Below are 23,324 nucleotides of genomic sequence, written 5' to 3' on the forward strand. Positions count from 1 at the left end.
ACTACATTGGTTCGTGAGAACGGCCACCCGCAGGTGGTAAGACAAGACTTGTTGACAAGGAGTTCCCAAGTGCAGGCACAAGCACGCAGTATTTCGGTCCGGCAGGACGAGGGGGTTGGTTTTATGCGGCTGATGTGGCTGGTGTTCGCGGGGATGATGCTGGTTCTGGCACAAACCGTTGCGGCGCATGCAAGGGGCGAGAGCCTAGCACCGCTGGCCGAAAAGATCAGCCCGGCGGTGGTCAACATCACCACTTCTACCTTAATCGAAGGTCAGACCGGTCCGCAGGGCATTGTCCCCGAAGGATCGCCGTTCGAAGACTTCTTTCGCGAATTTCAGGATCGCAACAACGGCGATGACGGCAACCGTCCGCGTCGCAGCAACGCCCTGGGGTCGGGCTTTGTGATCTCTGAGGACGGCTATATCGTTACCAACAACCACGTCATCGCCGAAGCTGATGAAATTCTGGTCGAATTCTTCCCGGGTGACGGACAGCCCGTGAAAGAGCTGCCCGCAAAGGTGATCGGTACTGACGACAAGACGGACATTGCGTTGCTCAAGGTCGAGGCCTCGGGCCCGTTGCAATATGTCACCTTCGGCGACAGCGACGTCGCGCGTGTTGGTGACTGGGTGATCGCGATGGGCAACCCGCTGGGGCAGGGGTTCTCTGTTTCTGCCGGGATTGTATCCGCCCGTAACCGCGCGCTGAGCGGATCATATGACGACTACATTCAGACCGACGCGGCGATTAACCGAGGCAACTCTGGTGGGCCGCTGTTCAACATGGATGGCGAAGTGATCGGTGTGAACACCGCGATCCTGTCCCCAAACGGCGGCTCGATCGGGATTGGCTTCTCGATGGCGTCGAACGTTGTGGTCAAAGTGGTCGACCAGCTGCGTGAATTTGGTGAAACCCGCCGTGGCTGGCTGGGCGTGCGCATTCAAGACGTGACTGAAGACATGGCAGAGGCGATGGGTCTGGACAAACCGGGTGGTGCGTTGATCAGCGACGTGCCGGACGGACCGGCCAAGGACGCCGGTCTGCTGGCCGGGGACGTGATCCTCAGCTTTGATGGTGTCGAAGTCGAAGATACACGTGGTCTCGTCCGTCAGGTGGGCGAAACCACCGTTGGTAAATCCGTCCGTGTCGTTGTGCATCGCGACGGTGGCACTCAGACTGTACTGGTGACGTTGGGACGCCGTGAGGATGCCGAGCGCACCGATGAAGGGGGTGAGGAAACCTCGGAAGCGCCAACGGAAGAGAATGCAGATATTCTGGGTCTGTCGATCTCTCCGCTAACGGACACTCTGCGCACAGACCTTGGTCTGGAAGAGGACGCCGAGGGTCTGGTCGTGACCGAGGTTGATGAAGCGTCCGAGGCATTTTCGAAAGGGCTGCGTGCGGGTGATCTGATCACCGAGGCAGGTCAGCAGAAGGTGACCTCGATTGCCGACCTTGAGGCGCGCATGGAAGAGGCCCGTGAGGCGGGACGCAAATCCCTGCTGCTGCTTGTGCGCCGGGGTGGCGATCCACGGTTCGTGGCGCTGAGCCTGGGCGAGTAACAAACCATATCAAATCAACGGTAAAGGCCGGGGCATATGCTCCGGCCTTTTTCTGTTTTCTGCCCCTAAAAAGTAGGTGAGCCACACGCCGGGGAGGCGCATGGCTCTGGTACAGGGAGAGGCCAGTGGACAGATATCGGGGATGATTCTCTGGCCTCTTACGGTAACACTTAGGAAGATAGCTTTTTCAGCGCGGCACGTATGTGAAGGAGGTCACAAGGTCAGATCAGATCTGACTCGGCCAGCTCTTTCAGCGCGTTGAAGTCCTGGATCATCAATCCGCCCCGAGAGGCTTCGACGACCTTGTCGCGTTTCCACGTGGAAATCGTCTTGGAGACCGCCTCGCGCGTGGCACCGACGAACTCGGCCAATTCGCTCTGAGATAGCGTAATGCGCGTCGCAGGGTCGTCCTGAAGGGCGGACAGATGCAAGAGTTTCCGCGCCAGACGTATGGGCATCGGCAAGAACACCTGCTCGTTCAATTGCGAGCCCATCCAACGCATGCGCAAGCCTGCCAGCCGGATCATGTCGACGGCGAGGTCGGGATGCTGGCGAATCTGGTCCATCACGTCGCTGCGCCTTACACGCAGGACTCGCGATGGCTCGGCAGCCGCAATCGTGGCTGTGCGGGGGCCGCTGTCGAACAATGCGATCTCGCCAAACACTTCGCCCGGCTTCATCAGGGTCAACGACAGCTTGCGCCCGCTCATCGCGAGGAACGACACCTCAAGCGTGCCCTCGGTGATTGCATAAAGCGCGTCGCCCTCATCCCCTTGTTCAAACAGAACTTGACCCTGGTCCAGTGAAATTTCGGTCGCCAAGGCAGACAGCATCGCCCTAAGACGATCCGATGCCTCGGACAGAAATCCGCTGTTGGGTAGAGCCGTCATGAGAGTGGTGGTACTCCGGCGTCAGGTGTTGAGTGGTGACTCAATGTTCCATAGCCGGGCGATTATGCCAAGTTTTTTATCAACTTGCCTGATCCGGGCACCAAATAACGACCAATTTCATAGCAATCGTATGAGATGAGTACGTTTGGCGGGGTTCGCCTAGTTTTGATCGGGGTCGTCCATATAGCGTTGCAGCATGCTGAACTGAATCATCAGAAAGGCCATCAGTGCGATCGGGAACGCGAATGTTTCGATCTTGACCCAAAGATCCGTGGACATGGTGCGCCATACGAATTCATTGGCAATTGCCAGAACCGCAAAGCAGCCGCACAAACGGCGTGTCAGGATCATCCAGCCTTCGTGGCGCATGGGCAGCATCTCTTCGAGGACATAGGCGAGATAGGATTTGCCCTGTAACAGGCCAATCCCCAGGACCACCGAGAAAAAGCCGTACACAAGCGTGGTTTTCATCTTGAAGAACCGCTCGTCATTGAACCAGGCGGTCAGGCCACCAAAGAAGATCACCATGAATGCTGTGAAAATCTGCATTCGGCTCAGCTTGCCGGTCAGGTACCAAAGGATGCCCATCGCGGCCAGCATCAGGGGTACGAAGATGATCGTGGCGATGATGAATCCTGAATACTCAATGCCGCCGATCAGGAAGCTGTCATCGCGCAGGCGCAGGTAGATGAAGAAGAAGGCCAGCGGGGGGCCAAGCTCGAGCGCCTGTTTGAGAAAGGGGTTGATGTCTTTTTTCTCTGCCATGATTCCGACCTGCTGCTTACCCGCCCATTTCAACTATTACTGCGCCCAATGCAATCAATGCCATTAACGCGATCCGCCGTGGCCCCACGGTTTCTTTCAGCACCAGCCATCCGATCAGCGCGGCAAACACCGTAGACGTCTCGCGCAGGACCGCTGCTTCGCCGACCTTGTCCAACCGTGTGGCGAGCATGATAGCTCCGAAAGACATAGGGGCGATGATGCCTCCGACCAACCCCCGAACCATGAGGGGGCCGACTGCGGGGCGGTCGATCATCGCACGCCATCTGAGGAAGGCATAGAAGGGCATGGCGGCCCCGTCGATCATGAAGAACCAGGCCAGAAAGGTGAAAGGGTCCGCGGTGGCGCGGATGCCGTAGGCGTCATAGGTGGTGTAGAGCGCAACGAAGAGGCCTGTGGCAACCGCCAATACCAGGGCAATGCCCAGCGTTTCGCGGTTGGTTTCGAGAAACCGGAAGTTGTAGGCCGCCAGCCCGAAGATACCTGCCAGCAGGACGAGGACTCCGAACCACTGCATGCCGGTAAAGGTTTCACCGAACAAAAGGTACGCTCCGATGACTGTGAACAGCGGCCCGGTGCCGCGTACGACCGGGTAGACGACCGTGTAGGAGCCTTTGGTATAGGCCATAGCCTGCAGGGTCTTGTAGGCGATGTGGATCAGCCAAACGACAGCAAAGATCGGCCACATGTAAGGCTCGGGCCAGGGTACGACGAAAAAGGCGAAAGGGGCGGCCATCAGGCAATAGCTGGCGTCGATTGCCCCACGTGACAGCCACGGATCGTGGCGGCCTTTTTGCAGGGCGCCGAAGACCGCGTGCAAAAAGGCGGCCATCAAGGCCAGCCCAAGGGCCAGTTGGTGTCCAGCTTCGGTGCCTTCGAGTGAGATCAGCCAGTCGCTCAAATGTCAGTCTTTTTGTTGGGTTGAGAGGCTGGGGTTTTCCACCCCCCAGACCCCCGGAAGGTATTTTTGGCCAGATGAAGGGGCGGATCAGCCTTGTTCAAGACCGGTGAGGGCAGCGGCGAACTCTTCTGGGTCGAAGGGGGCCAGGTCGTCGATCTGTTCCCCTACGCCGATGGCGTGAATGGGCAGGCCGAACTTGTCGGCCAGCGCAACCAGAACGCCGCCTTTTGCGGTGCCGTCCAGCTTGGTCATGACAAGGCCCGAGACGTCGGCCAGTTTGCGGAAGGTTTCGACCTGGCTCAGCGCGTTCTGTCCGGTGGTGGCATCCAGCACAAGCAAGGTGTTGTGCGGGGCGGTGTCGTCGACCTTGCGGATGACTCGGACAATTTTGGCCAGCTCCTCCATCAGGTCGGCCCGGTTCTGCAAGCGGCCTGCGGTGTCGATCATCAACAGGTCTGCACCGTCTTGCTGCGCGCGTGTCAGGGCGTCAAAAGCCAGCGAGGCCGGGTCGGACCCTTCGGGTGCGGTCAGCACGGGTACACCGGCGCGATCGCCCCAGACCTGCAACTGTTCGACGGCGGCGGCGCGGAATGTATCACCGGCGGCGATCACCACCTTTTTGCCAGCGGCTTTGAACTGGCTGGCCAGTTTGCCGATGGTCGTTGTCTTACCGGACCCATTCACGCCGACGACCAGAACCACCTGCGGGCGCTTGGCGTAGATTGGCAGCGGTTTGGCGACGGGCTCCATGACGCGGGCAACTTCTTGCGCCAGCAATTGCTTGATCTCTTGGGTTGAGAGTTTTCGGCCCAGTCGACCTTCGGCCATGTTGGAAGTGACGCGCAGAGCGGTGTCGACGCCCATATCAGAGGCGATCAGCAGCTCTTCCAACTGTTCGAGCATGTCGTCGTCGAGTGTGCGGCGCACGACGGCCTTGGCTTCGCTACGACCAAACAGGCGGCCCAGCATGCCCTTTTGCGGTGCGGCCTCGGGCGGGGGCGGGGCGGGCGTTGGATCAACCGGCATGGGCTCGGGGGTCTCAATCGGCTGAGGTGCCGGTGCCGGGTCCGGTGTTTCCGGCGCGGGCTGGGGAACTTCGGGGACCGGTTCAGGCTGCGGGTCCGGCTCGGGGATGATGGGATCTGGAGCCGAAGCTTCTTCGCCCCCGTCTTCGACAATGGCGTCGAGCCCCTGTTCGAGGCGGGACGAGGATTTGAACAACTTGTCCTTGAGCTTTGAGAAAAACGCCATTTTTGGTCTCCGCAGGTGTTCTCCTCACCTAATGCGGATTTGCGGCAGTTGCAAAGGGTCAGAGGAACGCAATCACCAACCCGGCTTGCGCCCCCCAATACAGGATCCAGATCATGTAAGGCGTGATACGCAGCGCAGGATGGTCTTGGGGCAGCAGGAACTTTTCCGTGGCCAGGATCAGGTCTGAGGCGATGAAGGCCAAGGCGGCGGGCAGCGCCCATCGCAAAGCGCCAGTCTCGGGCAGGGCGAGCACTGTGACACCCATCCCAAGAATGATCGGGATATAGGCCAGCACGGGTCCTTTCAGATCACCGGCGCGAGGGGCGAGCAAGGTCGCGGCCACGATGCCCAGAATAATCAGCGACCAGAAATAGCCGGGTTTGTCGAGGATCAAGGCAGAGTCGCTGGTCTGATGGGTCAGGAATAATGCGATGTAGGCCAGATGGCCCGCTGCGAATGCTCCTATCCCGGCCATAAAGGTCGACTCCGTCTCACGAGAGAGCAGGGCGTCACCCACGGCGCACAGGGCGAGTGCCAAGGTCAGGAGAAGGGGCCCTCCGCTCAGTAACGCGACGAATGCCAGCAGCGCGACCGAGGCCGTTTTGAACACGGACCTTACAGCGCTTGCAGAGCGCGGTGACATCGGCAGATAGGCCACGGCACTTGCGGCAGCGATCCAGAACAAGGCGGTTGTCATCCAATGTCTCCCGTGCTTTTTCCAACAACTTCACCGGGATCGCCGGAATAACTCAACCGGTGACGTTAAGGCATCCCCGTGATGGTGGCGCGGCTCAGGCGCATCTGACAGAATGAAGCCATGCTGATGCGACTTGCGATTCCATTTACACTGGCTGCGAACATGGCCGCGGCTCAACCGGTGCTGTCCGGGCCAGAATTCGACAGCTACACGCAAGGAAAGACGCTGTTCTATGGATTTCAGGGGCAGGTCTATGGGGTCGAGCGGTATCTGCCCAATCGGCGTGTTATCTGGTCGTTTATGGATGGCAATTGCAAAGAAGGCCTCTGGTATGAGCAGGGCGAACAAATCTGTTTCATCTACGAAGATCGGCTTGATCCGCAGTGTTGGGTTTTCACCCAGTCTGATCGGGGCCTGATTGCCCAGTTTGAGGGCAACCCGGACACGACAGAGTTGTACGAGGCCGAAGATATCAACGAAGAAATGGTCTGCCTTGGCCCTGAGGTCGGCGTCTGAATCCGGAATTGGCTAGAACAAAGACCCCTGATCAGGCGCGTCAGGCTTGGCCTGTTTCTTCGCGGCAGGTCGAGCGGGCGAGGATTGGCCCGTGGTGATCTGACCATCTGCGAACTCGATCTCGAACGCATTGTGTTTTGAGGCCTGTTCTTTGGTAGTCAGAACCTGGCCCTCGGCCCGTACCACGGCGTATCCGCGCTGCAGCGTGGCTTTGTAACTCAGCGTTTCCCTAAGCCGGTCAGCCGCGTCCAGCTGTTGCCGCATGCGATCTAGGCGCGTCGTTTGCGCCGCGTTCATGCGATCGGCCAACCTGTTGATATTCTGCCGCTGTTGCTCGATCTCGCGCTGGATCGGACGCAGCGAAAGGCGGGACGACATATTTCGCAACGCCTCATTTCTGGACGATACGAGGTTGCGCAAAGTAGACGGGCGCAGATGGGCCGACAACTCGACCACCTGAATACGCCTGTTCTGCACACCGCGACTGAGGGCGGGGGCAAGTCGATCTGCAATCAAATCAAGCCGTTGTCGGGGTGTGTTCAACAAGCTGTCCGGGCGCGGTAGCGCGCGGGACAGGTCGCGCAACCGTTGTGCACGCCGTTGAACCGCGTCTGTCGCAGCACGGGACAGACGCGCGCCTTGCTCACCGCTCCAGGCCAGCAACTCCATCCGAACCGGAACCGCCAGTTCGGCGGCAGCGGTCGGTGTTGGCGCGCGGCGGTCCGAGACAAAGTCGATTAGGGTCGTATCGGTTTCGTGCCCTACGGCGGAGATCAGCGGGATGTCCGACGCGGCGGTGGCCCGCGCCACGATTTCTTCGTTGAACCCCCAGAGGTCTTCGATCGAGCCGCCTCCGCGCGCGACGATTATCAGATCGGGACGGGGCAGCGCTCCGCCCGGGGTCAGCTTGTTGAAGCCCTCGATGGCCCGCGCAACCTCGGGGGCGCAGTTCGCACCTTGGACGGCGACGGGCCAGATCAGAACTTTTCGCGGGAATCGGTCGCGCAAGCGGTGCAGGATGTCACGGATCACCGCACCAGAGGGCGAGGTTACAACGCCAATAATCTGCGGCAGATAGGGGAGGGACTTTTTGCGCTCGGGCGCAAACAGGCCTTCGGCCTCCAGCTGCTTCTTGCGCTTTTCCAACAGCGCCATCAGCGCGCCTTGGCCCGCAACGGCGACCTCATCGACGTTCAGGTTGTATTTGGACTGCGCGCCAAAAGCGGTCAGACGACCGGTGACGACAACCTCCAGCCCTTCTTCGGGCACCACGGAAAGACCCGAGATCTGGCCTTTCCACGTGGTGCAGGCCAGTACGTTCCGATCATCTTTGATGTCGTAATACAGATGGCCGGACCGCGCTTTGAATACGCGGCCAACTTCACCGCGGACACGGATTCGCCCGAACGCGCCTTCAAGTGTGCGTTTCACCTCGCCCGAGATGTCCGAAACGGTGTACTCAGGGGTATTTTGACCGGGAATGGGGTCGTCTAGCAGGTCGGACATTTCAGCGCCTTGTGTCAAATGCCCGCCCAGCTTAGAACGCCCGGAAGGCGAGGCCAAGCAGATCGGAGACCTTCATGAACATCCTCATTCTCGGCAGCGGCGGGCGCGAACACAGCCTCGCCTGGGCGGTGATGCAGAACCCCAAATGTGACCGCCTGATCGTGGCACCGGGAAATGCCGGGATTGCGCAGATCGCGGACTGCGCAACGCTGGATATCGAGAACGGTGGCGCGGTTGTCAGCTTTGCCGAAGAGAACGCAATTGATTTCGTGATCGTCGGTCCCGAGGCCCCTCTGGCCGCCGGGGTCGCGGATCGTCTGCGTGAGGCGGGCGTGCTGGTCTTTGGACCCTCCGCAGATGCGGCGCAATTGGAAGCCTCGAAAAGCTTTACCAAAGAGATTTGTGACGCCTCGAACGCGCCCACAGCGGCTTATGCCCGGTTCACCGAGGCCGAGGCCGCCAAGGCCTATATCCGCGAGCAGGGCGCACCGATCGTCGTTAAGGCCGATGGTCTGGCCGCCGGCAAAGGCGTGATCGTCGCTATGGACGATCAGACTGCGCTGGACGCCATTGACGACATGTTTGGCGGCGCGTTCGGCGGGGCAGGGGCCGAGGTTGTCATCGAAGAGTTTATGGAAGGCGAAGAGGCCTCATTGTTCGTGCTGTGCGACGGCGAGGACATCCTGTCCATCGGCACCGCGCAGGATCACAAGCGCGTCGGAGAAGGCGATACGGGTTTGAACACCGGCGGAATGGGAGCCTATTCCCCTGCGCCGGTTTTGAGCGCCGAAATCGAAGCGCGTGCTATGGAAGAGATCGTGCGACCGACCATGGCCGAAATGAAACGTCGTGGGATGCCGTTTCAGGGCGTGCTGTATGCGGGTTTGATGATCAAGGACGGCCAGCCAAGGTTGGTGGAATACAACGTCCGCTTTGGCGATCCGGAATGCCAGGTTCTGATGATGCGTCTAGGCGCTCAGGTGCTGGACCTTTTGCACGCGGCCGCGCAGGGCCGGTTGAGCGAGACACAGGTGAATTGGGCGGACGACCATGCAATGACCGTTGTGATGGCCGCCCAGGGTTATCCTGGGTCCTATGAAAAAGGGACTGTGATCAAGGGACTGGATGCGCTTCCTGAAGATAGCAGCAACATGGTCTTTCACGCTGGCACCAAAGCTGTCGACGGGCAGGTGCAGGCTGCAGGTGGGCGTGTGCTAAATGTGACTGCGCGCGGGAAGAGTTTGCAAGAGGCGCGTGATCGGGCTTATGCGATGGTCAACGGTGTTGACTGGCCGGCGGGTTTTTATCGACGCGACATTGGCTGGCGGGCTCTTTGAACGGATAGGGGGCAGGGGGCTTTGCCCCCTCGGCCTTTGGCCTCACCCCCAAGGTATTTTTAGCCAGAAGAAGAAACGGATCAGCATTGCAGGGCGCGGGTCAGGCTTTTGGAGCCTTTGAACGGGCCGAGATCAGTGGTGGTCCAATCGGTTTGGAATGAAACGCTGATGATGCGTGTCCAGTTGCCGTTGACGATGATCAATTCCGGAGTGTTGCCACACTTGCGCAGGCCGCCTGATATGAAATCCTCACCTATGCGATGATTTGTGAGGTTCGGCAGCGAGGCGATTTCAGTCAGTTTGCCGTTTTCGAAGCGCCAGATGCGCAAGGTTTTGGCCAGATGTGGGCGGTCGACATAGGCGATTTCGACATTCCCATCGCCATCCAGGTCGGCGGCACCGACCGGAGCAAGCCAGCGGAAACGGGTGCCGATATGGGGCGTTGCGGCGATTTTTTCGCCGCGTGAGTCGTAAATTGCCAGTTGCGCGCCTTCGTGGACGCTGGATTCGACGACGATGACTTCGTTTGTGCCGTCCAAATCGACATCGACAATGCGTGGTTCAAGGTCTTCGAAAACGCGGTTCGGTGGCAGTTTGATCGTTACTGTTGAATACTTGTTCGTTGGCTGGACCGATAATGTTCCAGTTGTGGCGTTCGTCGTTTTTATTTCCAGCGCACCATATTCGATGGCGTCGCCCAAAACGCCATGAGCGTACCGAGTTGTTGGTTCGGTAAAACGTGCGCTTACGGCAGTATCTGCAATCGCCGGAGTCACTCCGGCCAGCCACGTGCACACCGCCAACAGCGCGCCGCGTGCCCGGTGGTGCCACAGGCGGGCGGGCAGGCGCGGCGCTTTGGTTGGCATCAGATCTGTTTTTCCGGCATCTGAACGACCAGACCGTCCAACTCATCCGTGACCTTGATCTGGCAGGTCAGGCGCGAGCGGGCCGGATCGGGCTCGAAGGCAAAGTCCAGCATGTCCTCTTCCATGTCGTCCTTGGTCGGGATTTTTTCGACCCAGTCGGGGTGGATATAGACATGGCAGGTCGAACAGGCGCAGGCCCCGCCGCAATCGGCCTCGATGCCGGGAATGTTGTTGTCACGGGCCCCTTCCATGACGGTCAGTCCGTTGGCGACCTCGACTGTATGTTCGGTACCGCCGTGCTCGACATAGGTGATCTTTGCCATTGCGTGCGTCTTCCTCTTTCGCTTGTCGATTTCTTCCTTAGTGAAGGCATTTAAGTCTTTCCAGTATCATTTGCGACTCGTCGCGCCGCCTCTGGACTTTCCTTACGTATGTTCTATCTTTGTTCTCATGATTGTGTTGCCTGCTCGCACTGTGGCCTCAAGCCGAGACTGGCCGCGCCCGCCTGCCTGTCTACCTGCCAACCGGTTGAACGAGCCGCTTGAGGGGCACAGGGTGGCGGTTGCGGGGCTGGTGATCCTGCGGCAGAGGCCGGGCACGGCCAAGGGCGTGATCTTTATCACGCTTGAGGATGAGACCGGCATTGTGAATGTGGTGGTCTGGCGCAAGATCTACGAACAATTTCGCCGGGCGGTGATTTCAGGCCGGTTGCTGCGGGTGACCGGGCGTATGCAACGGGCGCATTCGGTGACCCATGTGATCGCGGAAGAGGTCGAGGATATCTCGGGGATGTTGGACGTGCTGGTGCGGGGGGGAGGGGTAGTCACGTAAGCTGACGAAGTTGCCCTCGAGCAACTAGGTTAAGCCTGCTTCCTTTGCAAGCGCCGACTAAAGTCGATACTTCGGACACTGTTTCTGCCCTTAAAGGTGCACTTAAAAAACAGACCTACTGGCATTCACCATCAACAAAACACTGAAGCAAGTCAGCCGCCTGATCTGGTTCAATTTGTTCGTAGGTCGGGCAAATTGAAGTTATCACTTCGTAAGTATTTTTGCCGTTTGCCAATTGCAGAGCGCCAACTACGTCGATCTCTGTAGGTGGCAACAGATCAACGGCACCCTCATAAGTATCAGAAATAAAAAAGCGTGCATCAACGTCCTCTGCCACGAACGGGAATAACTTCCCATCGATGTACTGATGGCCTTCAAAGCGATAGGCGTTGAAGTAGGTGTATTCAATACTGTTTGGCATTTGAACACTTTCAGATGGCGGCCAATATTGCGCGCGAATGGCCTTTAGCTGCTCCTCGTGGAGGAACGGCAGTTCGGTCTTCTTACTAAACCGGCCAAGAACTGTAACTTCCCCGTCAAGGCGATTATCGAGGCGTTTGGCCAACGACAGCGAATGCAATCGCAACGCCTTATCTTGGGGCAGAAAGCGTTCGAAAATCGTTTCCTCAGGTTGTTCGCAGATGAATGCGTTCGCTTCGCCAAATTGCGAAAGTGAAAGCGCTGCAAAACACAACCAACCTGCATTCGCACTCGTCATTGGTCAAATGCCTCGTCATTTCAGTTTCCACCTGTACGAAATCCATAACAGACATCTGAGACAGGTACAGCATGTGTCAAATGAGCAATAAGAGCACACTCGTACGAGGTGCACTAACGCTTGAACAGAATCCCTTGCACCTGCTTGTCCCTATGATCCCCACGCAAATCAGCATGCAACGCCCGTCCGGCTTGAACCCCCGGCCGGGCGCTCACCGTTTCGAGCCACCGTGTGAAATGCGGTTTGTCCTCCAACACCTGCTGCTGACCTTCCCACAGGCTCGCCCAGCCCCAGATCGACATATCGGCGATGGAATAGAAATCGCCGGCGACGTACTCATTCTCGGCCAGTCGTCGATCCAGAACGCTGTACAGGCGCCCGACCTCGGCGCGGTAGCGATCCTTGGCGTAGGATAGGTCCTGCGGTGGTTCTAGGTTGGGGGCGTATTTCAGGAAGTGATGCGCCTGACCGGCCATCGGGCCGACGCCGCCCATCTGCCACATCAGCCATTCTTCGACGGCGATCCGGTCGCGCTCGGTCTGACCGTAGAACCGCCCTGTCTTGCGAGCCAGATACATCAGGATCGCGCCGCTTTCGAACACCGAGATCGGTTCTCCGTCCGGGCCGTCGGGGTCGACGATGGCGGGCATGCGGTTGTTGGGGGCGATCTTCAGAAACTCGGGGTCGAACTGATCACCTTTGCCGATATTGATCAGGTGAGTGCTGTAAGGCAGGTCCATCTCTTCCAAAGCGATGGATACCTTCCAGCCGTTTGGCGTGGGCCAGAAATACAGGTCGATCATGGCGTCTCCTCAGGTTGAGGAGATCATGAGGCTTTCTGCGCAAACGGCAAGAGGTCGTTCGGACGGGGCAGCGCAAAAAGCCGTGACCAGCGGCGGGAAGGCTGGTCCGGGACGCCACTACGCAGGATCGGCAGACTTAGCCGGTCATGTTGGCGCAGCAGGGCGTTATAGACGCGCAGAACACCCGGTCGGGTATAGCTGGACCAATGGCAAATCCGGCGTTGCGGATCGCCGATCGGGAACACAACGCGGGACAGATGTTCCAGCGTGTCGTTGCAATCAAGCTGCAGGGTGACCGCGTTTGGCGCGATGAGACCAAGACCGATGCTGCGATCCCCGGGTGTGGGTGGTTGGATCAGCCATTCGTACATGAAATCGAACAGGTCGTTCTCGCGGCTCGTCACGTTAATGAGCTCGGCCTGACGTCCGGCCGGGGTTTCCAACGCGCTGAGTGTGCGGCTCTGATAGGCGGCCCCGGTCATCGAGATGATGCGGTTCAACGATCCTGGCTGAACGTGGTGCAGCGCTTCCAGTGCCAATTCCGTGCCCATCGAATGGCCGATGAAATGGACAGGTCGGGCAGGGTTAAGGCGACGCAAATAGCGGACAAGGTCCGCAAGCGCACGGCCAGCTTCAATTGCCCGGCGGCGCGCGGCCCATAACGGCCCCTGCGCATCCCAGCCAAAGGCAATGCCCAGACCTTCATCCTTGAAGCCAGAGCCAAAGCCCAACTGCTGTGGCCAGCTGGGACAGTGCCAAGGCATGGCCGTCGGGTGCAGCGACAGGATATGCCGATGCGGGCAGGCCTTGTCGTCTTCGGGGCGGTATTTGTAGCCGTGGGTCATTATGATGACAGGCCCTTGCGTGTCGCGGGTTTGTCGCAAAACGCTGCGTGGCGACCGCGGGCTGCGGTGCAGGGCGACGGTGTCACCTATGGCGTTGATCCTGACGACTGGCATGGCGGCGCCTCACACAAGATGTTGTGGTGTCGATTTGGCACAACGCTATGACGCTTTGGTGAAGGGGCGGTTACAGATCCGTGACGTTGCCTCTGTCAGGGTTGACGAGTTCGCAACTGCGGCGTAAACGCCACATCACTACGTGGCGATTTGTTACCGGATTGCGGGCCACGCTAAACACAACCGCTAAAAGGTCAGGATGAAAGGCCCCTTTCGCTTGACCGCGTCTGGGGTTTTTTTGATGCCCTTGCCAGGCAAGGGTCGAGAGGAATGAGATGAGCGAGAGCTGGAACAAACGCACCCAAGCCGTCCATGGCGGCACCCGTCGCAGCCAGTATAATGAGGTCAGCGAAGCGATCTTTCTGACCCAGGGCTTTGTCTACGAAAACGCCGAACAGGCCGAGGCGCGGTTCATTGAAACCGGCCCGGACGAATTCATCTATGCCCGTTATGGCAACCCAACCGTGTCGATGTTTGAACAGCGTATCGCGGCGCTGGAAGGTGGCGAAGATGCGTTTGCAACCGCCTCTGGAATGGCGGCGGTCAACGCCGCGCTGACCTCAATGCTGAAAGCGGGCGACCATGTGGTGTCGGCCAAGGCGTTGTTCGGATCGTGCCTCTATATCCTCGAAAACATCCTGACGCGCTTTGGTGTCGAGGTGACGTTTGTCGATGGAACGGATCTGGACGCATGGCAGGCGGCGATCCGGCCTGACACCAAGGCTGTGTTCTTCGAATCCATGTCGAACCCAACGCTTGAGGTCATCGACATCTCAGCAGTCGCTCAACTGGCCCACGCGGTCGGAGCGCTGGTGATCGTGGACAATGTGTTCTCGACCCCTGTCTTCTCTCGCGCGATCGAGCAGGGTGCGGACGTGGTCGTTTACTCGGCCACCAAACATATCGACGGGCAGGGGCGTGCCCTGGGCGGCGTGATCATCGGAACCAAGGATTTCATCCGCGGGACTGTTGAGCCGTATCTCAAGCACACCGGTGGCGCGCTGAGCCCGTTCAACGCATGGGTGATGCTCAAGGGCTTGGAGACGATGTCGCTGCGGGTCAATGCGCAGGCCGAGACAGCACAGTCCATTGCCGAGGCGCTTGAGGGACATCCGGCGCTGGAGCGGACATTGTACCCGGGTCTGAAAACCCACGCCCAGAACGCATTGGTACAAACCCAGCTGGGCGGCAAAGGTGGAACGGTTCTGTCGCTGGACATCAAGGGTGGCAAGGACGGGGCGTTCGCGTTCCTGAACGCGCTGACGATCCCGGTGATCTCGAACAACCTGGGAGATGCCAAGTCCATCGCGACGCATCCGGCCACAACCACGCATCAGCGTCTGAGCGACGACCAGAAAGACGAACTGGGTATCACGCCCGGCCTGATCCGGTTTTCCGTCGGGTTGGAAGATGCAGGCGATCTGCTGAAAGACATCGAGAACGCGCTGACGATCTCTCAGAAGTAATCAAAAGCGCCCCGCAGCTCAGGTCTGCGGGGCTCTGATTTCAAGCCCGGCCGTAGAACCCTAATCTCTCTTCGCTGGTGAAAGAGACGCCCGGCTGTTCGTAATATGAAAACACGGCAATCACCCGCGCCTCTTCTCCGACAATCGGTGTGACGCGGTGGGCGGTGTTCTTGCCCTTGAAAACATTCAGCGTTCCGGGGCTGAGCGTGATCGTCTTGCTCTGGTCATCTTCACTGTTCAGCAACCGCGCGACGCCGTCATAGTTCGGGTCGGTATCGCTGCGCAGATTGGTGCGATACTCAAACTGCCCGCCTTGTGCCGGGGCCTGCAACAGCAGTGTCGTCGTGAATTCCGAGCGGTCGAAATGCCAATTGAGGGCTTGCCCCTCTTGATAGGACATGACGTTCACGGACGCCATTGGATCGTCCATCACGTGCAGGGCCGGTTTGTCCATAGTTGCGGCAAGAAACTGAGCGAATTCAGGCCATTCATACAAACGCAGAAGGGCAGAACCCGCGATCTGATCCGCGCATAGCGTACGGTTGGATGTGTCGAATTCCTGCAGGGCTGGGTGATCGTCTGGCAGGTCTGCAATCTTCTTGAAGTAGATATTGTGGCGGCGTTGATGCAGGAACGCTTCGGTATCAAATCGTGGCCTCATATCCGCAACGGCCTGGCGGGCGACATCCCGGTGCAGCAAACCTTCGAGGTTGAACATCCCTTCCTGCGCAAGGTCGCGACGGCAGGTTTCTACGAGGTCTTTCCATGCCTCGCTACCGGGTTGGTCCAGAGGAAACCGCTCAAGATCAAGTATGTCGCGCATGTCAGGTTCACCTTGCTGATAGCTTCAGGGAATTTCACTAGCATCCTGTGATCCCGCAGCTGCGAAAGCTATTCTGTTTGCGACAGCGCGGGCCCGGGCCTGACCCCAGGCCGCGTTCCGCTGGAAAATGACGGTTTCACGCAGATTTATTCAATCCGATCCGGTATCTTGTGCGTATCCGGGAGGACTGGAAAAGAACCTGAACCTGCTATATCTCTGCGTCGACAAAAGGAACCCTTGCGTATGAACGTATATCCCCGTGACCTTGACAACAGTCCTGACCGTGATGAAGCCGAGGCAGCGCTGAACGTCCTGCGGCGATGGGCGTCATCCGCGACCGAGGCAGAGATCAGCCAGCTTGACCCGGCGGTTGCACGTCTGATCCCGGGCATAGTGCCGGTGAACTATCCGTCGCTGTCGCGTACATTCCCAGAGGACTTCAAAGTTGATGAGGCGTACAAAGCCTCGCTGCCGGATTTGCAGAATGGTCCGTCCAGCCTGATCCGGGGAGCCAAGCAGCAAATCCAGCATGTCGGGATCTCAAATTTCCGCCTGCCGATCCGTTTCCACCGGAAACACGGTGAAGACGTGATGCTGGAAACGTCGGTCACCGGAACGGTCAGCCTCGAAGCCGAGAAAAAGGGCATTAACATGTCCCGGATCATGCGGTCCTTCTACAAGCACGCCGAACGCACCTTCAGCTTTGAGGTGATGGAAGCCGCGCTGGATGATTATATGTCCGACCTCGACAGCTTTGATGCGCGGATACAGATGCGCTTTGCCTACCCGGACAAGGTCCAAAGTCTGCGCTCTGGCCTGGAAGGGTACCAATATTACGACATCGCGCTGGAACTGGTAGAGCAGAACGGCGTACGTCAGAAGATTATGCACCTGGACTACGTGTATTCGTCGACATGCCCCTGTTCGCTGGAGCTGAGCGAACACGCTCGCGCGACCCGTGGGCAACTGGCGACGCCGCATTCGCAGCGCTCGGTGGCGCGAATTTCGGTCGTGGTCGATTGCGACGCCGATTGCCTGTGGTTCGAGGATTTGATCGCCATCTGCCGCCGCGCGGTTCCGACCGAGACGCAGGTTATGGTCAAGCGCGAAGACGAGCAGGCCTTTGCCGAGCTGAATGCCGCGAACCCGATTTTCGTCGAAGACGCGGCGCGGTCGTTCTGCGCTGAGCTTTTGGCCGATCATCACGTAGGCGACTTCCGTGTTATCGCAAGCCATCAGGAAAGCCTTCACAGTCACGATGCGGTCTCCGTTCTGACCGAAGGCCCAACCTTTGTGTCGTCCAGCCTGGACCCCCGACTGTTTACCACTCTGTTCCACGTCGGCTGATTGTTTAAATCAGGGGCAGACAAGTCTCAAAATTAGACAAAAGGCGGTTTTCCGCCGCAGCGCAGCAGAAAATGCTGCGCCAGCATACTCGTTCGCGCTACACTGCAACTGAATGCAGCCGTGGCAGGCGGACTTCTGTTCGTGCGCCTGTCGCCCTTAAAGGAAGCTGAGACGTGCAACGCTCAGGACTGCGTGACTGCTTGAACCGCCCGAGATTTCGGGACGGGCAGGGCCCCTCACTCTTTTGCAGGCTGCATCGCTTTCAGAGGAGAACTAACGAATGAATCCGATTTCCCAACCGCTGGAATTTCAGGCTGCGGCCATTCGAATGGCCGGCTATGCGGTTAGCAACCAAATGAAAATTATGCAGATTTTGACTCGATCGGCGATGGAGCTGCCGTTTGTGTCCGTCAGTGCCCTGCACGCGTCTGCGTCAGCTCCGGCCCCGGTTGCACCATCGGCAAAACCGGCATCCAAAGCCAAGCCGGTCGCAAAGGCGAAGCCCGCAGTCGTCGCCAAGCCCAAGCCCGCTGCCCGGCGGAAAACGGCGGCAAAGCCAAAGGTCGAATCACCTAAACCTGTGGCACCGAAATCCGCGCCAGTAGCAGCCAAAACAGCGGTGGTTGCCGAGAAACCCGCCGCAAAGCCCGCTGTGGCCAAGAAACAACCCGTGGCAAAGCCCGCAACGGCGGCAAAACCGAAACCCGCTGCCAGAAAAGCTTCGACACCAAAGCCAGCGGCAGTGGCCAAGCCTAAACCAGTGACTGTAACACCTGCAGCACCTAAGGCGGCAGTTGCGCAAACGCCAAAACCGCAGGCTGCGACCAAGACCACGGCTCCGAAGCCCGCTGCAAAACCTGCCGTCAAACCTGCCGCGTCTAAGCCTGTCGCGGCAAAGACAGCGGCACCCAAGCCCGTTGCAGCGAAACCTGCCCCGGCCAAGCCCGCGGCTGAGAAACCCGCCCCGGCCAAGCCAGCGGCTGAGAAACCCGCCCCGGTAAAGGCTGCAGCCGCGAAACCGGCGGCACAACCAGCCCCGGCGCGACGGACGCGTGCTCCGTCCAAGCCGCCCGCGATGCCAACGCCCGGGGTCAAAACCGAAGGGTAAAGCACGACACCGGCTTGACACGGTCATGCAGGCGCGCCAACGCTGCGCCTCATGACGGATATGCGCCCGGTTGGATATGTGATTGGCCTGTTGGTCGCCATTCTTGGGGCGACCATGATGCTGCCAATGGCTGCGGACTTCATCGAAGGCCGGGGAGAGTGGCACGTTTTCCTTGAAAGCGGCATTATCACGATCCTGACCGGTGTCATTCTTGCGATGAGCTGCTCGAACGGGGTCGGCGAAGGTCTGACGATCCGTCAGACCTTTTTGCTGACCACCGGAGTTTGGGTAGCTTTGCCGTTTTTCGGCGCGATCCCATTTCTGTTTGGTGAGACCGAACTGCGCTTTGTTGATGCGTATTTCGAGGCGATGTCGGGTCTGACAACGACCGGTTCAACAGTGATCTCGGGTCTTGATGATCTGCCGCAGGGCCTGTTGCTTTGGCGCGGCCTGCTGCAATGGTTGGGCGGCATCGGCATCATCGTTGTCGCCATGGTGTTCCTGCCCGAACTGCGGGTTGGAGGGATGCAAATCTTCCGTTCGGAAGGTTTTGAAACCATGGGTAAAATCCTGCCCCGTGCGCAGGAAATCGCGGGCCAGATTTCCCTGATCTACGTCTTCCTGACAGTTGTCTGTGCGCTGGTCTATGCCGCTCTGGGGATGGGCTTTTTCGATGCTGTGGTACACGCGCTCACAACCATCTCAACCGGAGGGTTTTCCAATTACGACGCCTCGTTTGGCACGTTTTCTGGACCGGCAGAATATGCAGCCGCGGTCTTCATGATCCTCGCGGCTTTGCCCTTTGTACGCTACGTGCAATTCGCGAATGGCAACACCAGTTCGATCTGGAAGGACAGCCAGATCCAGGCATTTCTGGGGACGATAGCTGTGTTGGTGGTTATCATGGCGGTGTTCCTGACGTCGGTTTTCCCGCACCACTGGGAACAGGCAGTCCGGGAGTCCCTTTTCAACATCACGTCGATCATTTCGGGCACCGGCTATGCCAGCGTCGATTACATGGGGTGGGGCAGTTTCCCGATCATGATGTTCTTCCTGATCGGCCTGATCGGAGGCTGCGCGGGCTCGACAGCCTGCTCGATCAAGATTTTCCGGTACCAACTTCTGTTTGCGTCGATCAAAACGCAGATCCGCCGTATCCGCGCACCCCACGGGGTCTTTACGCCGCAATATGATGGTCGCTCGATCGGTCCGGACGTTCTGACGTCGGTCATGAGCTTTTTCATGTTCTTCGTTGTTTCGTTGGGCGTGCTGGCTTGGGCCTTGGCTCTGACCGGGTTGGACTTCATCACGGCAGTCTCGGGGGCCGCAACAGCTTTGGCCAACGTGGGGCCGGGTCTGGGGGATCAGATCGGACCGGCCGGAAACTTTGCCGGGCTCAGCGATACTGCGAAATGGCTGCTGTCGATTGGCATGTTGGTTGGCAGGCTTGAGTTGCTGGCCGTTTACGCTCTGTTCACTGTCCAATTCTGGAGAAACTAATGAAAAGACCCCTTGGTGCGCAGATCTCGCACATGCTCCGGGATCGCGGAGTCGATGTGATCTTTGGTATTCCCGGCGTGCACAATCAGGAAATGTACCGTGGGATCGAAGAGGCGGGGATCACCCATGTACTGGCTCGGCACGAGCAGGGGGCCGGTTTTATGGCTGACGGCTATGCCCGTGCAACCGGCAAGCCGGGCGTTGCCTATGTCATCACCGGGCCCGGGCTGTGCAACATCATGACGCCGATGGGGCAGGCTTATACGGATTCTGTTCCGATGTTGGTGATGTCCTCATGCCTAGATGAAACACAGGCTGTGCATGGCCAATTGCATCAGATGAAGGATCAGCGGGCCGCTGCGGAAACAGTGACAGACTGGTCGCATCAGGCGAACACGGCACAGGCAGCATACAATCTGGTGGAACGCGCGTTTGAAGAATTCGAGCTTAGCCGCCCGCGTCCAAAACACATTCAGGTGCCCATTGCCCAGCTTGAGGCTGATGCAGACCCCGCACCGTTTCCGAACCAGCCGGGCTTGCGCACAAAAGTGCTGCCGCCGGACGTAGCGCCAGTTATGTCCATGCTGAACATAGCGAAACGGCCTTTGTTCATTCTGGGCGGGGGCGCGCGGTCGAACCTGTGGCGTCAGATTTTGACCCAATTGGGAGCGGCTTGTTTCACCACCTATGCAGGGCGCGGCATGGCCGGGCTGGGCTATGCTTTGGATTTCGGTGCTATGTTGCCGCGACCGGGCAGTGCCGACGTGATCGCTTCGGCGGACCTTGTGGTCGTCGTTGGCGCGGAGCTGGGCGAGGTGGATCTGTGGCGCGAAACTCTGGGTCATTCCGCAAATCTGGTGCGAGTCGATCTGGACCCGAAGGTTCTATCCGATCATCACCGGGCGGCGATCAAGCTGCAGGCCGATGGCGAGAGCTTTGCGCACGCCCTGTGGGCGGCGGTCGAGCAGGTCAAACCGGCAACGGGATGGTCGGCAGATGAAGTCGCCGATGCGCGCACCCGTTGGCGCGCTGAGGTGGATGCGGAACGCCCCGGGATTGTTCCGGTGATCGACGCTCTGCGCGAGTCGATGCCCGGTGACACGATGATCTATTCGGACATGACCCAGTTCGCCTATGTTGCGAAGGAGGTCTGGGAAATGGCCTATCCCTATCACTGGCACCACCCGACCGGGTTCGGCACCTTGGGCTATGCCTTACCCGCCGGGATTGGCGGGGCCGTGGCGCGCCGGGGTAAGCCAACGGCGGTGATCGCCGGGGACTACGGGTTTCACTACACATTGCAAGAGCTTGGCGTTGCAGTCGAATTGGGCCTGTCGCTGCCGATCATCCTTTGGGATAACGGCAAACTGAAAGAGATCGAAGACAGCATGGTCCGCGGGCAGATCGCCCCGAACGCTGTCGTCGCACGCAACCCGGATTTCTGCAAATTGGCCGAGGCCTTTGGTGCCTTGTCAGCTGCGCCGTCTACTCTGGCCGAGATGCAAGAAGCCGTTCGATCGGCGTTCTCTGCCCCGGTCCCGACGCTGATCCGAGTCACCCCAGACATCCTCTAGGCAAAGAAAAACGCCGCCCGGTTTGGGCGGCGTTCTCATCAATATGGTGTGCTCAATCCCAGCAATGCACCAGAACGGTCATCCCGGTTGCGCGACGGTTCAATTCATTGGGTGAGATTTGCGCCGTAGGCGTGCCCGACTGCCCCGAGATACCCGCCTTGGCCAGAACCTCGTTCAGACTGTTCGCAGTCGCTGCAAGGCTGACAGAAGCGGGCAGGGTGCGCCCTTCGGTCGGGGTCGGCAACAGCATCCCCACGACCTGACCATTGTCGTCAAAGATTGGGCCACCCGCGTCACCCGGCTGCGCCGCCAGTGCAAGACGTTTCACGCCGTCCTCTCCGTTCAGGCCGCGCAGATCAGCGATCTGACCGTAAGTCAGCGTCGGAGCACCCAGAGCGCCCTGATAGGAGAACCCGGAAACAGCGACCTCGGATTGAAGGCGTGGTGTGTTCGCGCTGAACTCGGCCACGCTGACCGGAACCAGATTTTGGTTTGGGCGCAGAACCGCGACACCCAGATCCGCATCGGATGCGGCCACCTGAAGCTCTTGATCGCCGTCAAGCGTGATGCGTGTGCAGCTGTCAGCGGCCTCAGAGACGGTCAGGACCGTACCGCTGGCATCGGCAAAAAAACCCGAGCGCGACAGGCGAGGCGCGCGGATCTGCAGCCCCGAAACCAGATCAATTCGCTGGTCGGCGTTTGCACCGGCAGCTGCATCCAGCACCGCACCAGTCGCATTATAGCTGGCCTGCATCGCGGCCAACACGCGGGCGCGACGGGCGTCGTCACCTTCGGGCCAGACCAGCATGAAGCCTTTGATCTGACCGTTTTCCAGACGCGCTTCGCCATAGGTCACAATTCCTTTGCCGCGCCCTTCAAGAGTAAAGCGATCACCACGCAGTTGACGGGGACCATCCAACGGAACGATTTCAAGAGACTGCAGAACTTCGTACAGCGCGCGCAGCGTGGCCTGATCGCCTTTCTGGCTGATCAACAGTGCCTTGGCATCCAGATCTGTTGTGCTGTTGAAGTGAACAAATGGGGCTTCGTACCGGTCGAAGGTCATGACACCCAGTGGCAGGTCCATGTTGATACCCGCTTGCGGGTCCGCGTAACGCTCCATCCCGACGCTCAGCAGCGGGGCGTTGAAGTCGTCCATCAATGCCTTTCGTTGCGCAGTCGTCAGAACGCCGGTCGCCTCAAAGCCGTTGAACCGCTGCCAGTCGCCCATAGACCGGCGTGTACCTTGACCAAACGCGCCGTCGATTGTGGAATTGTAGAAACCCGCGGCCTGTAGGGCGGTCTGCAGATTCAAACGGTCCTGCGTACTCAACAAGCGTTCGCTTTGCAGGGCTTGGGACCGGGTTTCGTCCGATGCTTGCGGTGTCAGTCCGACAACCGGCTGCTCGGGCTGAGGCTCAACCGGCGGTGTGACAACGCCGCGGTCCAGAATGTTCGCACCAACTGGCCAGAATTGCTGCCCCAGCGCGCTGGTGAACGTGATGTAACTGTCGGCAGGAATTTGTCCCTCGGCCCGGTAGACGCGCAAGACCTGCTCGGCATCGCCGCGCAAATAGGGCCCGATAACAATGGCATACCAGCCAGAGTTCAGGCGGAAACCGTTCACGTCAGGTAGGTTGTTGGCATAGTCCTGCGCGCGCTCCTGCGCCTCGCGCAGCGATGGCTGCGCCTCGACCTGCACCCAGACGCCTGCGTCCTGCTGTGCGAAAACAGCGCGCGCGCCGATGAGAAAAAGAAACAAAATTGCCGTAAATATGCGAGTCATTGTCTGCCCGTGTCTGCAGTGTTTTATCTTTGCCGGACAGTATGCGAATTCATGTGTCGAAAGCTATGCCCGGAATACGGGGAATTTCCAGTGTGGCTG

General features: G+C 59.0%; 22 protein-coding genes and 1 riboswitch. Of the genes, 8 read left to right on the plus strand and 14 right to left on the minus strand.

Annotated features, from left to right (window positions below; genetic code table 11):
• Positions 1-123: 123 nt before the first annotated feature.
• Positions 124-1,563, plus strand: a complete 1,440-nt coding sequence (locus tag ACR0MV_RS00145; protein WP_480701225.1) for a Do family serine endopeptidase — start codon at positions 124-126, stop codon at positions 1,561-1,563.
• 221 nt (positions 1,564-1,784) lie between these two features.
• Here the strand turns inward: ACR0MV_RS00145 and ACR0MV_RS00150 are convergent, their stop codons facing one another.
• The 5 genes from ACR0MV_RS00150 to ACR0MV_RS00170 form a co-directional block, all read right to left on the minus strand.
• Positions 1,785-2,453, minus strand: a complete 669-nt coding sequence (locus ACR0MV_RS00150; RefSeq protein WP_170421954.1) for a Crp/Fnr family transcriptional regulator — start codon at positions 2,451-2,453, stop codon at positions 1,785-1,787.
• Between the two features lie 159 nt (positions 2,454-2,612).
• Positions 2,613-3,218, minus strand: a complete 606-nt coding sequence (locus ACR0MV_RS00155) for an inner membrane-spanning protein YciB (RefSeq protein ID WP_170421951.1) — start codon at positions 3,216-3,218, stop codon at positions 2,613-2,615.
• A 16-nt stretch (positions 3,219-3,234) separates the two neighbouring features.
• Positions 3,235-4,137, minus strand: coding sequence for an EamA family transporter (locus tag ACR0MV_RS00160; RefSeq protein WP_170421948.1), 903 nt, complete (start codon positions 4,135-4,137; stop codon positions 3,235-3,237).
• A gap of 87 nt (positions 4,138-4,224) precedes the next feature.
• Positions 4,225-5,388, minus strand: coding sequence for a signal recognition particle-docking protein FtsY (gene ftsY / locus ACR0MV_RS00165; RefSeq protein ID WP_170421944.1), 1,164 nt, complete (start codon positions 5,386-5,388; stop codon positions 4,225-4,227).
• A gap of 58 nt (positions 5,389-5,446) precedes the next feature.
• Entirely contained in the window at positions 5,447-6,085 is a 639-nt protein-coding gene (locus tag ACR0MV_RS00170) for a lysoplasmalogenase family protein (protein WP_480700506.1), read from the minus strand.
• Between the two features lie 120 nt (positions 6,086-6,205).
• Between ACR0MV_RS00170 and ACR0MV_RS00175 the strand changes: the two genes are divergently transcribed.
• The gene (locus tag ACR0MV_RS00175) at positions 6,206-6,601 is read left to right on the plus strand and encodes a hypothetical protein (protein WP_480700508.1); all 396 of its coding nucleotides are present in this window, start codon (positions 6,206-6,208) and stop codon (positions 6,599-6,601) included.
• Between the two features lie 12 nt (positions 6,602-6,613).
• On the opposite strand, the gene xseA is transcribed toward ACR0MV_RS00175, so the two are convergent.
• On the minus strand, positions 6,614-8,107 hold the full coding sequence (gene xseA / locus ACR0MV_RS00180) for an exodeoxyribonuclease VII large subunit (protein WP_480700510.1): 1,494 nt from the start codon (positions 8,105-8,107) through the stop codon (positions 6,614-6,616).
• Positions 8,108-8,181: 74 nt separating this feature from the next.
• On the opposite strand from xseA, the gene purD reads away from it, so the two are divergent.
• Entirely contained in the window at positions 8,182-9,444 is a 1,263-nt protein-coding gene (purD, locus tag ACR0MV_RS00185; RefSeq protein ID WP_170421936.1) for a phosphoribosylamine--glycine ligase, read from the plus strand.
• A gap of 80 nt (positions 9,445-9,524) precedes the next feature.
• Here purD and ACR0MV_RS00190 read toward each other — a convergent pair whose 3' ends face one another.
• Both ACR0MV_RS00190 and ACR0MV_RS00195 read right to left on the minus strand, forming a co-directional pair.
• On the minus strand, positions 9,525-10,310 hold the full coding sequence (locus ACR0MV_RS00190; protein ID WP_170421933.1) for an FG-GAP repeat domain-containing protein: 786 nt from the start codon (positions 10,308-10,310) through the stop codon (positions 9,525-9,527).
• Positions 10,310-10,633 carry a 2Fe-2S iron-sulfur cluster-binding protein gene (locus ACR0MV_RS00195; protein ID WP_480700512.1) on the minus strand — a complete coding sequence of 108 codons (324 nt, stop codon included), beginning with the start codon at positions 10,631-10,633 and terminating at the stop codon, positions 10,310-10,312. Before ACR0MV_RS00195 ends, ACR0MV_RS00190 begins: the two co-directional genes overlap by 1 nt.
• A gap of 127 nt (positions 10,634-10,760) precedes the next feature.
• On the opposite strand from ACR0MV_RS00195, the gene ACR0MV_RS00200 reads away from it, so the two are divergent.
• Entirely contained in the window at positions 10,761-11,141 is a 381-nt protein-coding gene (locus tag ACR0MV_RS00200) for an OB-fold nucleic acid binding domain-containing protein (protein ID WP_480700514.1), read from the plus strand.
• Positions 11,142-11,256: 115 nt separating this feature from the next.
• Here the strand turns inward: ACR0MV_RS00200 and ACR0MV_RS00205 are convergent, their stop codons facing one another.
• The 3 genes from ACR0MV_RS00205 to ACR0MV_RS00215 form a co-directional block, all read right to left on the minus strand.
• Positions 11,257-11,859, minus strand: a complete 603-nt coding sequence (locus tag ACR0MV_RS00205; protein WP_480700516.1) for a hypothetical protein — start codon at positions 11,857-11,859, stop codon at positions 11,257-11,259.
• A gap of 113 nt (positions 11,860-11,972) precedes the next feature.
• Entirely contained in the window at positions 11,973-12,662 is a 690-nt protein-coding gene (locus ACR0MV_RS00210) for a glutathione S-transferase N-terminal domain-containing protein (protein ID WP_480700518.1), read from the minus strand.
• A gap of 23 nt (positions 12,663-12,685) precedes the next feature.
• Positions 12,686-13,621 (minus strand): alpha/beta fold hydrolase, encoded by a 936-nt coding sequence (locus ACR0MV_RS00215; protein ID WP_480700520.1) that lies wholly within the window; start codon positions 13,619-13,621, stop codon positions 12,686-12,688.
• Between the two features lie 132 nt (positions 13,622-13,753).
• A riboswitch (SAM riboswitch) is annotated at positions 13,754-13,831 on the plus strand.
• A gap of 65 nt (positions 13,832-13,896) precedes the next feature.
• On the opposite strand from ACR0MV_RS00215, the gene metZ reads away from it, so the two are divergent.
• Entirely contained in the window at positions 13,897-15,087 is a 1,191-nt protein-coding gene (gene metZ / locus ACR0MV_RS00220; protein WP_170464284.1) for an O-succinylhomoserine sulfhydrylase, read from the plus strand.
• 40 nt (positions 15,088-15,127) lie between these two features.
• Here the strand turns inward: metZ and ACR0MV_RS00225 are convergent, their stop codons facing one another.
• Positions 15,128-15,910 carry a HalD/BesD family halogenase gene (locus ACR0MV_RS00225; protein WP_480700522.1) on the minus strand — a complete coding sequence of 261 codons (783 nt, stop codon included), beginning with the start codon at positions 15,908-15,910 and terminating at the stop codon, positions 15,128-15,130.
• Between the two features lie 243 nt (positions 15,911-16,153).
• On the opposite strand from ACR0MV_RS00225, the gene folE2 reads away from it, so the two are divergent.
• The gene (gene folE2 / locus ACR0MV_RS00230) at positions 16,154-17,257 is read left to right on the plus strand and encodes a GTP cyclohydrolase FolE2 (RefSeq protein WP_480700524.1); all 1,104 of its coding nucleotides are present in this window, start codon (positions 16,154-16,156) and stop codon (positions 17,255-17,257) included.
• Between the two features lie 336 nt (positions 17,258-17,593).
• Here the strand turns inward: folE2 and ACR0MV_RS00235 are convergent, their stop codons facing one another.
• Positions 17,594-18,370, minus strand: coding sequence for a hypothetical protein (locus tag ACR0MV_RS00235; RefSeq protein WP_480700526.1), 777 nt, complete (start codon positions 18,368-18,370; stop codon positions 17,594-17,596).
• A 46-nt stretch (positions 18,371-18,416) separates the two neighbouring features.
• On the opposite strand from ACR0MV_RS00235, the gene ACR0MV_RS00240 reads away from it, so the two are divergent.
• Together ACR0MV_RS00240 and ACR0MV_RS00245 are read left to right on the plus strand one after the other, a co-directional pair.
• A complete protein-coding gene (locus ACR0MV_RS00240; protein ID WP_480700529.1) occupies positions 18,417-19,865 on the plus strand; it encodes a TrkH family potassium uptake protein in 1,449 nt (482 codons plus the stop codon).
• Complete coding sequence (locus ACR0MV_RS00245; protein ID WP_480700531.1) at positions 19,865-21,439, plus strand: thiamine pyrophosphate-binding protein; 1,575 nt, start codon at positions 19,865-19,867, stop codon at positions 21,437-21,439. Before ACR0MV_RS00240 ends, ACR0MV_RS00245 begins: the two co-directional genes overlap by 1 nt.
• Positions 21,440-21,491: 52 nt before the next feature.
• Here the strand turns inward: ACR0MV_RS00245 and ACR0MV_RS00250 are convergent, their stop codons facing one another.
• The gene (locus tag ACR0MV_RS00250; protein WP_480700533.1) at positions 21,492-23,225 is read right to left on the minus strand and encodes a serine protease; all 1,734 of its coding nucleotides are present in this window, start codon (positions 23,223-23,225) and stop codon (positions 21,492-21,494) included.
• Between the last annotated feature and the right edge of the window lie 99 nt (positions 23,226-23,324).

This window comes from Ruegeria sp. BC3 (assembly GCF_056539265.1).

Coding starts and splice junctions, on each gene's coding strand:
- xseA (WP_480700510.1), bottom strand. CDS start 8,107: ATGTCCGACCTGCTAGACGACCCCATTCCCGGTCAAAATACCCCTGAG.
- ACR0MV_RS00175 (WP_480700508.1), top strand. CDS start 6,206: ATGCTGATGCGACTTGCGATTCCATTTACACTGGCTGCGAACATGGCC.
- ACR0MV_RS00245 (WP_480700531.1), top strand. CDS start 19,865: ATGAAAAGACCCCTTGGTGCGCAGATCTCGCACATGCTCCGGGATCGC.
- ACR0MV_RS00240 (WP_480700529.1), top strand. CDS start 18,417: ATGACGGATATGCGCCCGGTTGGATATGTGATTGGCCTGTTGGTCGCC.
- ACR0MV_RS00195 (WP_480700512.1), bottom strand. CDS start 10,633: ATGGCAAAGATCACCTATGTCGAGCACGGCGGTACCGAACATACAGTC.
- ACR0MV_RS00200 (WP_480700514.1), top strand. CDS start 10,761: ATGATTGTGTTGCCTGCTCGCACTGTGGCCTCAAGCCGAGACTGGCCG.
- ACR0MV_RS00155 (WP_170421951.1), bottom strand. CDS start 3,218: ATGGCAGAGAAAAAAGACATCAACCCCTTTCTCAAACAGGCGCTCGAG.
- ACR0MV_RS00145 (WP_480701225.1), top strand. CDS start 124: ATGCGGCTGATGTGGCTGGTGTTCGCGGGGATGATGCTGGTTCTGGCA.
- ACR0MV_RS00215 (WP_480700520.1), bottom strand. CDS start 13,621: ATGCCAGTCGTCAGGATCAACGCCATAGGTGACACCGTCGCCCTGCAC.
- ACR0MV_RS00190 (WP_170421933.1), bottom strand. CDS start 10,310: ATGCCAACCAAAGCGCCGCGCCTGCCCGCCCGCCTGTGGCACCACCGG.
- folE2 (WP_480700524.1), top strand. CDS start 16,154: ATGAACGTATATCCCCGTGACCTTGACAACAGTCCTGACCGTGATGAA.
- metZ (WP_170464284.1), top strand. CDS start 13,897: ATGAGCGAGAGCTGGAACAAACGCACCCAAGCCGTCCATGGCGGCACC.
- ACR0MV_RS00225 (WP_480700522.1), bottom strand. CDS start 15,910: ATGCGCGACATACTTGATCTTGAGCGGTTTCCTCTGGACCAACCCGGT.
- ACR0MV_RS00250 (WP_480700533.1), bottom strand. CDS start 23,225: ATGACTCGCATATTTACGGCAATTTTGTTTCTTTTTCTCATCGGCGCG.
- ACR0MV_RS00205 (WP_480700516.1), bottom strand. CDS start 11,859: ATGACGAGTGCGAATGCAGGTTGGTTGTGTTTTGCAGCGCTTTCACTT.
- ACR0MV_RS00210 (WP_480700518.1), bottom strand. CDS start 12,662: ATGATCGACCTGTATTTCTGGCCCACGCCAAACGGCTGGAAGGTATCC.
- ACR0MV_RS00150 (WP_170421954.1), bottom strand. CDS start 2,453: ATGACGGCTCTACCCAACAGCGGATTTCTGTCCGAGGCATCGGATCGT.
- purD (WP_170421936.1), top strand. CDS start 8,182: ATGAACATCCTCATTCTCGGCAGCGGCGGGCGCGAACACAGCCTCGCC.
- ACR0MV_RS00170 (WP_480700506.1), bottom strand. CDS start 6,085: ATGACAACCGCCTTGTTCTGGATCGCTGCCGCAAGTGCCGTGGCCTAT.
- ftsY (WP_170421944.1), bottom strand. CDS start 5,388: ATGGCGTTTTTCTCAAAGCTCAAGGACAAGTTGTTCAAATCCTCGTCC.